Origin of the sequence: Pseudomonas sp. 50_B (assembly GCF_017491625.1) — a bacterium.
Classification (GTDB): domain Bacteria; phylum Pseudomonadota; class Gammaproteobacteria; order Pseudomonadales; family Pseudomonadaceae; genus Aquipseudomonas; species Aquipseudomonas danubii.
The window spans coordinates 1-9266 of the sequence record NZ_JAFGYX010000047.1; the positions used below are offsets into that span (position 1 = coordinate 1).

The window sequence follows — 9266 nt, forward strand, 5'->3', positions numbered from 1 at the left end:
GAGAAATTCCCGGACCCTTTTTGCTCAAGAGCGATGTTAATTTGTTCAATCATTTGGTTAGGAAAGCGGATGTTGCGGGTTGTTGTTCTGCGGGTTCTGAACCCGCAGAACAACAACCCGCAACATCCGCTTTCCTAACCAAATGATTGAACAAATTAACATCGCTCTTGAGCAAAAAGGGTCCGGGAATTTCTCAGCCTGGGTCATTGAAGCCTGCCGTCGGAGACTAACGTCAGAAAAGAGAGCATATACATCAATTAAAAGTGATGAAGAATGAACATCCCGCGTTCTTCCCTCCGAACAGGACGATATTGTAAATTCACTTAATTACGAGGGCATTGCAGTAATTGAGTTGCAGTTTTACCACTTTCCTGACAGTGACAGACTGCGTGTTGGCTCTGTCACAGACTAAATAGTTTGAATGATTAGCAGTTATGGTGATCAGTCAACCACCAGGGAATAATCCTTCATATTATTATCGTGCTTCACCAACGCTGCCTCAATTGCTCTGAATGCTTCCAGAGACACCTTATGTTCTATACATGCAATTACAACATCAGGGTAACTCATAGAAATGGTGCTATTAAGCATATTTTTTACACGAATCAGATCCACGGAGGGATCATCAGCAGATTGTTCTTTATTCATTTTGTCGCTCCATGCGCTTGCTCTTCATCTAGCGGTTAAAATATTACTTCAAATCTTTCTGTATGAAGATTTGAGCACGTTGGCCTTACATACATCTGTCGGTTGTATTTCCCTCCAGAATGCCAGCAGGACCGCACTTTGTTACGCAACCAATACTATTAAGTGAAAACATTCCTAATATTTGACATAAATCATCAACAAAACACAAGGAGGTCAGACCAGATTGAAACGATAAAAACGATAATGCAAACTACGCGCCCTCGTATCACATGGAAGGTTTTACCAATGGCTCAGGTTGCCATTTTTAAAGAAATATTCGATCAAGTGCGAAAAGATTTAGACTGTGAATTGTTTTATTCTGAACTAAAACGTCACAACGTCTCACATTATATTTACTATCTAGCCACAGATAATATTCACATCGTGTTAGAAAACGATAACACCGTGTTAATAAAAGGACTTAAAAAGGTTGTAAATGTTAAATTCTCAAGAAACACGCATCTTATAGAAACGTCCTATGATAGGTTGAAATCAAGAGAAATCACATTTCAGCAATACAGGGAAAATCTTGCTAAAGCAGGAGTTTTCCGATGGGTTACAAATATCCATGAACATAAAAGATATTACTATACCTTTGATAATTCATTACTATTTACTGAGAGCATTCAGAACACTACACAAATCTTTCCACGCTAAATCATAACGTCCGGTTTCTTCCGTGTCAGCACCGGGGCGTTGGCATAATGCAATACGTGTACGCGCTAAACCCTGTGTGCATCGTTTTAATTATTCCCGGACACTCCCGCAGAGAAGTTCCCCGTCAGGGCTGTGGACATAGTTAATCCGGGAATACAATGACGATTCATCGCACCTGACATACATTAATAAATATTAACAATATGAAATTTCAACTCATTGTTTAGGGTTTGTTTAATTTTCTACACATACGATTCTGCGAACTTCAAAAAGCATCGGGAATAACACCATGAAAAAAATGCTACTCGCTACTGCGCTGGCCCTGCTTATTACAGGATGTGCTCAACAGACGTTTACTGTTCAAAACAAACCGGCAGCAGTAGCACCAAAGGAAACCATCACCCATCATTTCTTCGTTTCTGGAATTGGGCAGAAGAAAACTGTCGATGCAGCCAAAATTTGTGGCGGCGCAGAAAATGTTGTTAAAACAGAAACCCAGCAAACATTCGTAAATGGATTGCTCGGTTTTATTACTTTAGGCATTTATACTCCGCTGGAAGCGCGTGTGTATTGCTCACAATAATTGCATGAGTTGCCCATCGATATGGGCAACTCTATCTGCACTGCTCATTAATATACTTCTGGGTTCCTTCCAGTTGTTTTTGCATAGTGATCAGCCTCTCTCTGAGGGTGAAATAATCCCGTTCAGCGGTGTCTGCCAGTCGGGGGGAGGCTGCATTATCCACGCCGGAGGCGGTGGTGGCTTCACGCACTGACTGACAGACTGCTTTGATGTGCAACCGACGACGACCAGCGGCAACATCATCACGCAGAGCATCATTTTCAGCTTTAGCATCAGCTAACTCCTTCGTGTATTTTGCATCGAGCGCAGCAACATCACGCTGACGCATCTGCATGTCAGTAATTGCCGCGTTCGCCAGCTTCAGTTCTCTGGCATTTTTGTCGCGCTGGGCTTTGTAGGTAATGGCGTTATCACGGTAATGATTAACAGCCCATGACAGGCAGACGATGATGCAGATAACCAGAGCGGAGATAATCGCGGTGACTCTGCTCATACATCAATCTCTCTGACCGTTCCGCCCGCTTCTTTGAATTTTGCAATCAGGCTGTCAGCCTTATGCTCGAACTGACCATAACCAGCGCCCGGCAGTGAAGCCCAGATATTGCTGCAACGGTCGATTGCCTGACGGATATCACCACGATCAATCATAGGTAAAGCGCCACGCTCCTTAATCTGCTGCAATGCCACAGCGTCCTGACTTTTCGGAGAGAAGTCTTTCAGGCCAAGCTGCTTGCGGTAGGCATCCCACCAACGGGAAAGAAGCTGGTAGCGTCCGGCGCCTGTTGATTTGAGTTTTGGGTTTAGCGTGACAAGTTTGCGAGGGTGATCGGAGTAATCAGTAAATAGCTCTCCGCCTACAATGACGTCATAACCATGATTTCTGGTTTTCTGACGTCCGTTATCAGTTCCCTCCGACCACGCCAGCATATCGAGGAACGCCTTACGTTGATTATTGATTTCTACCATCTTCTACTCCGGCTTTTTTAGCAGCGAAGCGTTTGATAAGCGAACCAATCGAGTCAGTACCGATGTAGCCGATAAACACGCTCGTTATATAAGCGAGATTGCTACTTAGTCCGGCGAAGTCGAGAAGGTCACGAATGAACTAGGCGATAATGGCGCACATCGTTGCGTCGATTACTGTTTTTGTAAACGCACCGCCATTATATCTGCCGCGAAGGTACGCCATTGCAAACGCAAGGATTGCCCCGATGCCTTGTTCCTTTGCCGCGAGAATGGCGGCCAACAGGTCATGTTTTTCTGGCATCTTCATGTCTTACCCCCAATAAGGGGATTTGCTCTATTTAATTAGGAATAAGGTCGATTACTGATAGAACAAATCCAGGCTACTGTGTTTAGTAATCAGATTTGTTCGTGACCGATATGCACGGGCAAAACGGCAGGAGGTTGTTAGCGCGACCTCCTGCCACCCGCTTTCACGAAGGTCATGTGTAAAAGGCCGCAGCGTAACTATTACTAATGAATTCAGGACAGACAGTGGCTACGGCTCAGTTTGGGTTGTGCTGTTGCTGGGCGGCGATGACGCCTGTACGCATTTGGTGATCCGGTTCTGCTTCCGGTATTCGCTTAATTCAGCACAACGGAAAGAGCACTGGCTAACCAGGCTCGCCGACTCTTCACGATTATCGACTCAATGCTCTTACCTGTTGTGCAGATATAAAAAATCCCGAAACCGTTATGCAGGCTCTAACTATTACCTGCGAACTGTTTCGGGATTGCATTTTGCAGACCTCTCTGCCTGCGATGGTTGGAGTTCCAGACGATACGTCGAAGTGACCAACTAGGCGGAATCGGTAGTAAGCGCCGCCTCTTTTCATCTCACTACCACAACGAGCGAATTAACCCATCGTTGAGTCAAATTTACCCAATTTTATTCAATAAGTCAATATCATGCCGTTAATATGTTGCCATCCGTGGCAATCATGCTGCTAACGTGTGACCGCATTCAAAATGTTGTCTGCGATTGACTCTTCTTTGTGGCATTGCACCACCAGAGCGTCATACAGCGGCTTAACAGTGCGTGACCAGGTGGGTTGGGTAAGGTTTGGGATTAGCATCGTCACAGCGCGATATGCTGCGCTTGCTGGCATCCTTGAATAGCCGACGCCTTTGCATCTTCCGCACTCTTTCTCGACAACTCTCCCCCACAGCTCTGTTTTGGCAATATCAACCGCACGGCCTGTACCATGGCAATCTCTGCATCTTGCCCCCGGCGTCGCGGCACTACGGCAATAATCCGCATAAGCGAATGTTGCGAGCACTTGCAGTACCTTTGCCTTAGTATTTCCTTCAAGCTTTGCCACACCACGGTATTTCCCCGATACCTTGTGTGCAAATTGCATCAGATAGTTGATAGCCTTTTGTTTGTCGTTCTGGCTGAGTTCGTGCTTACCGCAGAATGCAGCCATACCGAATCCGGCTTGTGATTGCGCCATCCCCATAGCAGCCATCACATCAGTACCGGAAAGAGAGTCAGAAGCCGTGGCCCGTGGTGAGTCGCTCATCATCGGGCTTTTTGGCGAATGAAATTTAGCTACGCTTTCGAGTCTCATGCGCCTTCTCCCTGTACCTGAATCAATGTTAGGTTTCCGCAGAACACTGCGCCGGTATCGATATACATTTGGTTGGCAAACTTGAGTGGTTTCACTGCTGGCGTATGACCAAAGATGAACGTGTCCGCGCCTTTGATTTCTTTCACGATCCCGTTTTGTGAGTTGCTGATTCGTTCGCGGTTCCAGATTACCTGCTGATGATCAACTGGCTTTCCAAACTCGTATTCGTCAAAGGGATAATCGGCGTGGCAGATAACATATTTTTTATCTTTGCTCACCAGTTCGATGATTAACGGAAGTTCATCTGCTTTATGGGCAAGAGCTTTAGCCAGAATTTCTTTGTCGTAATCGAGATTAAAGAACCAGCCACCGCCATTAAGCAGCCAGTGATTAACGTTTCCACGCTCTGATAAGCCATCAATCATCATTTGCTCATGGTTTCCACGTACAGCTCTGAACCAGGGGAATGTGATTAATTCCAGGCATTCAACGTTCTCTGCACCACGATCAACCAAATCGCCCACCGAGATAAGCAGGTCTTTTTTGTTGTCGAATCCAATCGTATCCAGTTTGTTCATCAGGTTCGTGTAGCATCCGTGCAGATCGCCAACTACCCAAATATTTCGGTATTTGCTGCCATCAATTTTTTCGTAATAGCGCATCTCTTTCACTCCATCCGCGATGAACCATGAGAACGTCGTTGACGATGGCGTGCATTTTCCCGTCTTTATCATCAACGTATTTTCTGACCGTACCGCGACTACATTTCAGTCTGCGTGCTACTTCTGTCTGATTTCCGTATGTTTCAACGAGCATGTCTGGAATGGTTTTTACTGAGAACGTCATGCGGCCTCACTTCTGCTATTTCGCAGGTCTTTGAGTTTCTGTTGGTACTCTGCCTTGATCGCCTTGCACTCTTCGATAGTCCAGCGATGGCGGTTATGGTTTGATTCGATTTCGTCTACTGCTTCCTGCCCGATGCGGCTAATCAGTTCGACGCGATACGGAACGAGATTTCCGCTTTTGTGCTGGTTGCACACCACGCATTGCTTGTGAATATTGCGTTCATTAAATCGGAGTTGAGGTGCCGCAGCAGTTGTCCGGTAATGTCCGGCATCCCACTGAGCAGACGTGAGCGTTCCGCACGAGATACATGGTAAGTCGCGGTCTCTTTCTCTGATGAAGGCGTTTACGGCTTGTTGGGCTTGTTTAATCCAGTAACTGCGGGGCTTTAAGGCGAGTTTTCGAATCTTAAGTTTATCTTTCTGTTTCTGCTCCTCTCGTCGTCGTTTCTTCTCTGCTGCTTTTTCCGCTTTTTCGCGTTCTTTACTTCGTCGTTCGAGTGCTATCTTGGTTCCACACTCTGGAGAGCACCACCACTGATTAGCGAATGCAGGGTGAAACCATTCCCGGCATTCATCGTTTTTACATCGTCTTCGCGCTGGTTTAGCCATCATCTTCTTCCTCGTGCATCGAGCTATTCGGATCGCTCATCAGTTCTGCGCAGCAGTGCTCACACACGTGAACTTCCAGCACATGCAGCTTCTGACCGCAGTTAGCGCACGTTAAAGCTCGCTCGACGCTTTCTTGTTCGTAACTTCGATTTTGGTCAATCACCTTGTTTTCCTCGCACGACGTCTTAGCCACCGGATATCCCACAGGTGAGCCGTGTAGTTGAAGGTTTTTACGTCAGATTCTTTTGGGATTGGCTTGGGTTTATTTCTGGTGCGTTTCGTTGGAAGGTATTTGCAGTTTTCGCAGATTATGTCGGTGATACTTCGTCGCTGTCTCGCCACACGTCCTCCTTTTCCTGCGGTAGTGGTAACACCCCTGTTGGTGTTCTTTCACACCGGAGACACCATCGATTCCAGTAAGGTTGATTTGGTCGGAAGCGGTTATCTTCTTTGCATTCACCGCACCGATAACATCGCATCATGCAGCTTCCCTCCCGAAGTCGAAATCAAGCTGCCCTCCAAATATTTCGCATGACTCAGAACAAGAGCCGGTATCGAATCTTTTAGCTCGTACCATGTCCTGATACAGGGCTTGATAATCATTTTCTGAATACATTTTCGCGATACCGTCCAGCGACATTCTTCCTCGGTACATAATCTCCTTTGGCGTTTCCCGATGTCCGTCACGCACATGGGATCCCGTGATGACCTCATTAAAAACACGCTGCAATCCCTCCTCATCTTTGCAGGCAAGTCCGATTTTTTGCGTTGATTTTTTAATGCAGAATATGCAGTTACCGAGATGTTCCGGTATTTGCAAATCGAATGGTTGTTGCTTCCACCATGCGAGGATATCTTCCTTCTCAAAGTCTGACAGTTCAGCAAGATATCTGATTCCAGGCTTTGGCTTTAGCCGCTTCGGTTCATCAGCTCTGATGCCAATCCACGTGGTGTAATTCCCTCGCCCGAAATGGTCATCACAGTATTTGGTGAAGGGAACGAGTTTTAATCTGTCAGTGCAGAACGCGCCGCCGACGTATGGAGTGCCATATTTCTTTACCATATCGATAAATGGCTTCAGAACAGGCATTCGCGTCTGAATATCCTTTGGTTCCCATACCGTATAACCATTTGGCTGTCCAAGCTCCGGGTTGATATCAACCTGCAATACGGTGAGCGGTATATCCCAGAACTTCACAACTTCCCTGACAAACCGATATGTCATTGGATGTTCACAACCTGTATCCATGAAAACGTAATGCACGTCTTTACCTGCCCGTCGCTTTTGCTCCATTAGCCAGAGCAAATATGCTGACGTCCTGCCACCGGAGAAACTAACGACATTTATCATGCAGCCCTGTCTCCCCATCTCGCTTTCCACTCCAGAGCCAGTCTCGCTTCGTCTGACCACTTAACGCCACGCTCTGTACCGAATGCCTGTATAAGCTCTAATAGCTCCGCAAATTCGCCTACACGCATCCTGCTGGTTGACTGGCCTATTACCACAAAGCCATTCCCGGCAAGGTTAGGAACAACATCCTGCTGCTTTAATGCTGCGGTAAACACACACTTCCAGCTTTCTGCATCCAGCCAGCGACCATGCCATTCAACCTGACGAGAGACGTCACCTAAGCAGGCCCATAGCTTCCTGTTTTGGTCTAAGCTGCGGTTGCGTTCCTGAATGGTTACTACGATTGGTTTGGTTGGGTCTGGAAGGATTTGCTGTACTGCGTGAATAGCGTTTTGCTGATGTGCTGGAGATCGAATTTCAAAGGTTAGTTTTTTCATGACTTCCCTCTCCCCCAAATAAAAAGGCCTGCGATTACCAGCAGGCCTGTTATTAGCTCAGTAATGTAGATGGTCATCTTTTAACTCCATATACCGCCAATACCCGTTTCATCGCGGCACTCTGGCGACACTCCTTAAAAACCAGGTTCGTGCTCATCTTTCCTTCCCGTTCTTCCCTGGTAGCAAACCGGTAATACACCGTTCGCCAGACCTTACCTTCGATAACCAGAAGACCTGCCCGTGCCATTTTAGCCGCGGCCTGATTTATGCTGGTTACTGTTGCGCCTGTTAGCGCGGCAACGTCCGGCGCACAGAAGCTATTATGCGTCCCCAGGTAATGAATAATTGCCTCTTTGCCCGTCATACACTTGCTCCTTTCAGTCCGAACTTAGCTTTGATTTCTGCGATCTTCGCCAGAGCCTGTGCACGATTTAGAGGTCTACCGCCCATGACAGGAAGTTGTTTTACTGGTTCAGGGATCGCCTCACCACGGTTAATTCTCGCAGTCATATGGACAAGCTCATCTGCGGCCTTACGGCGTAATTCCGCATCAGTAAGCGCATTGGCCCGCATGTTCTGATACAGGTTGGTAACCAGCCAGTAGTGCGCGTTTGATTTCCACGGATAAGACTCCGCATCCGGATACAGGCCTCGCTTCCGGCAATACTCGTAAACCATATCAACCAGCTCGCTGACGTTTGGCAGTCCGGCGGTAACGGATGCTTCTTCCCGGCACCATGCAACAAACTGCCCGGGTGATGGCAGAAATGGTCGATTCTGCCGACGGGCTACGCGCATTCCTGCGTTAACCTGTTCCATCGTGGTGATCCCGTTTTCCCGAAAAGCCAGAACCCACTGGCGACGGATTTCGTTCACTTCGTTCTGGTCACGGTTAGCCAGGCTCGCCGGGAAAGTTGCCAGTAACTGGCTGAACACACCGTTGATGATCTGCGCTACCTGCTGTACCTGCGGCTTTTCGTCGTACTGTTCCGGCATGTTGTTGGCGATCCGACGCATCTGCTCACGGTCAAAGTTAACCATCTGTGCGGCGATGTTTTTCATAGATCCACCCCGTAAATCCAGTCTGTGTTTGTCAGGTCGAGTTTTGGTTTGCTGGCTGTCACGCCTGCCTGTTGCTTGTTACGGTTGATTTCGAGTTGGGTCCACTTATCGCGGAGTTTGGCCGGGCTCAGCACGTTACCGGACCAGAAGTTGTCCTGGCATGCCCAGCGGAACAGCACACACATGTCGCGGTGGTTACGTCCGTCACGTTCACGCATCAGGCGGATATCGTTAGCCCACCCAGCAAAATTCGGTTTTCTGGCTGATGGTGCGATAGTCTTCACCATGTCAAACATCCACTCTGCGGCGGTCAGGTCTTCTGCTGTCCCCCACTTGCTGCCGCTCTGAATTGCAGCATCCGGTTTCACCACAGAAAGGTCGTTTTCTGGCTGGTCAGAGGATTCGCCAGAATTCTCTGACGAATAATCTTTTCTTTTTTCTTTTGTAATAGTGTCTTTTGTG

Annotated in this window: 17 protein-coding genes and 3 pseudogenes; 3 read left to right on the top strand and 17 right to left on the bottom strand. The window is 47.5% G+C overall.

The genetic code is table 11. From position 1 onward, the window contains the following. On the bottom strand, window positions 1-113 hold a 113-nt coding region (locus J5M73_RS30580; RefSeq protein ID WP_207816827.1), incomplete at its 3' end, for a DUF3950 domain-containing protein. Here J5M73_RS30580 and J5M73_RS30585 point away from each other — a divergent pair. Beyond that, a pseudogene (locus J5M73_RS30585) lies at window positions 101-277 on the top strand (YlcI/YnfO family protein); the annotation flags it as partial. The gene J5M73_RS30580 and the pseudogene J5M73_RS30585 sit on opposite strands and share 13 nt — an antisense overlap. 164 nt (window positions 278-441) lie before the next feature. Here the strand turns inward: J5M73_RS30585 and ybcW are convergent. Further along, complete coding sequence (gene ybcW, locus J5M73_RS30590; protein WP_001031427.1) at window positions 442-648, bottom strand: protein YbcW; 207 nt, start codon at window positions 646-648, stop codon at window positions 442-444. 285 nt (window positions 649-933) lie between these two features. On the opposite strand from ybcW, the gene J5M73_RS30595 reads away from it, so the two are divergent. Then, entirely contained in the window at window positions 934-1344 is a 411-nt protein-coding gene (locus J5M73_RS30595; RefSeq protein WP_012775990.1) for a DUF1398 domain-containing protein, read from the top strand. Between the two features lie 289 nt (window positions 1345-1633). Then, window positions 1634-1927, top strand: a complete 294-nt coding sequence (gene bor / locus J5M73_RS30600) for a serum resistance lipoprotein Bor (protein WP_000738492.1) — start codon at window positions 1634-1636, stop codon at window positions 1925-1927. Window positions 1928-1958: 31 nt separating this feature from the next. Here the strand turns inward: bor and rzpD are convergent, their stop codons facing one another. From rzpD to J5M73_RS31995, 15 genes and pseudogenes are all read right to left on the bottom strand, one after another. Beyond that, the gene (gene rzpD / locus J5M73_RS30605; protein ID WP_000092275.1) at window positions 1959-2420 is read right to left on the bottom strand and encodes a prophage endopeptidase RzpD; all 462 of its coding nucleotides are present in this window, start codon (window positions 2418-2420) and stop codon (window positions 1959-1961) included. After that, the gene (locus J5M73_RS30610) at window positions 2417-2893 is read right to left on the bottom strand and encodes a glycoside hydrolase family protein (protein ID WP_000229403.1); all 477 of its coding nucleotides are present in this window, start codon (window positions 2891-2893) and stop codon (window positions 2417-2419) included. Before J5M73_RS30610 ends, rzpD begins: the two co-directional genes overlap by 4 nt. After that, window positions 2877-3200, bottom strand: a pseudogene (locus tag J5M73_RS31985) (phage holin, lambda family). The gene J5M73_RS30610 and the pseudogene J5M73_RS31985 overlap by 17 nt, the downstream one beginning before the upstream one ends. 676 nt (window positions 3201-3876) lie before the next feature. After that, window positions 3877-4500 (bottom strand): antitermination protein, encoded by a 624-nt coding sequence (locus J5M73_RS30625; protein WP_001235459.1) that lies wholly within the window; start codon window positions 4498-4500, stop codon window positions 3877-3879. Next, the gene (locus tag J5M73_RS30630; protein ID WP_001271136.1) at window positions 4497-5162 is read right to left on the bottom strand and encodes a serine/threonine protein phosphatase; all 666 of its coding nucleotides are present in this window, start codon (window positions 5160-5162) and stop codon (window positions 4497-4499) included. The genes J5M73_RS30625 and J5M73_RS30630 overlap by 4 nt, the downstream gene beginning before the upstream one ends. Further along, window positions 5140-5346 carry a phage NinH family protein gene (locus J5M73_RS30635; protein ID WP_002901791.1) on the bottom strand — a complete coding sequence of 69 codons (207 nt, stop codon included), beginning with the start codon at window positions 5344-5346 and terminating at the stop codon, window positions 5140-5142. Before J5M73_RS30635 ends, J5M73_RS30630 begins: the two co-directional genes overlap by 23 nt. Then, entirely contained in the window at window positions 5343-5954 is a 612-nt protein-coding gene (locus J5M73_RS30640; RefSeq protein ID WP_001108044.1) for a recombination protein NinG, read from the bottom strand. The genes J5M73_RS30635 and J5M73_RS30640 overlap by 4 nt, the downstream gene beginning before the upstream one ends. Further along, entirely contained in the window at window positions 5947-6159 is a 213-nt protein-coding gene (locus J5M73_RS32200; protein ID WP_306424353.1) for a protein NinF, read from the bottom strand. Before J5M73_RS32200 ends, J5M73_RS30640 begins: the two co-directional genes overlap by 8 nt. Next, window positions 6114-6296: a NinE family protein gene (locus tag J5M73_RS30650; protein ID WP_000113775.1), complete on the bottom strand. Its 183-nt coding sequence runs from the start codon at window positions 6294-6296 to the stop codon at window positions 6114-6116. The genes J5M73_RS32200 and J5M73_RS30650 overlap by 46 nt, the downstream gene beginning before the upstream one ends. Then, window positions 6263-6436, bottom strand: a complete 174-nt coding sequence (ninD, locus tag J5M73_RS30655; protein WP_000984218.1) for a protein NinD — start codon at window positions 6434-6436, stop codon at window positions 6263-6265. Before ninD ends, J5M73_RS30650 begins: the two co-directional genes overlap by 34 nt. After that, window positions 6433-7305, bottom strand: a complete 873-nt coding sequence (locus tag J5M73_RS30660; protein WP_000611491.1) for a phosphoadenosine phosphosulfate reductase family protein — start codon at window positions 7303-7305, stop codon at window positions 6433-6435. Before J5M73_RS30660 ends, ninD begins: the two co-directional genes overlap by 4 nt. Next, window positions 7302-7742, bottom strand: a complete 441-nt coding sequence (locus J5M73_RS30665) for a recombination protein NinB (RefSeq protein WP_000736903.1) — start codon at window positions 7740-7742, stop codon at window positions 7302-7304. Before J5M73_RS30665 ends, J5M73_RS30660 begins: the two co-directional genes overlap by 4 nt. A 73-nt stretch (window positions 7743-7815) precedes the next feature. Beyond that, the gene (locus J5M73_RS30670) at window positions 7816-8106 is read right to left on the bottom strand and encodes a protein ren (RefSeq protein WP_000145933.1); all 291 of its coding nucleotides are present in this window, start codon (window positions 8104-8106) and stop codon (window positions 7816-7818) included. Beyond that, a complete protein-coding gene (locus J5M73_RS30675; RefSeq protein WP_000788910.1) occupies window positions 8103-8804 on the bottom strand; it encodes a replication protein P in 702 nt (233 codons plus the stop codon). The genes J5M73_RS30670 and J5M73_RS30675 overlap by 4 nt, the downstream gene beginning before the upstream one ends. Next, window positions 8801-9266, bottom strand: a pseudogene (locus tag J5M73_RS31995) (Replication protein O); the annotation flags it as partial. The pseudogene J5M73_RS31995 and the gene J5M73_RS30675, both read right to left, overlap by 4 nt.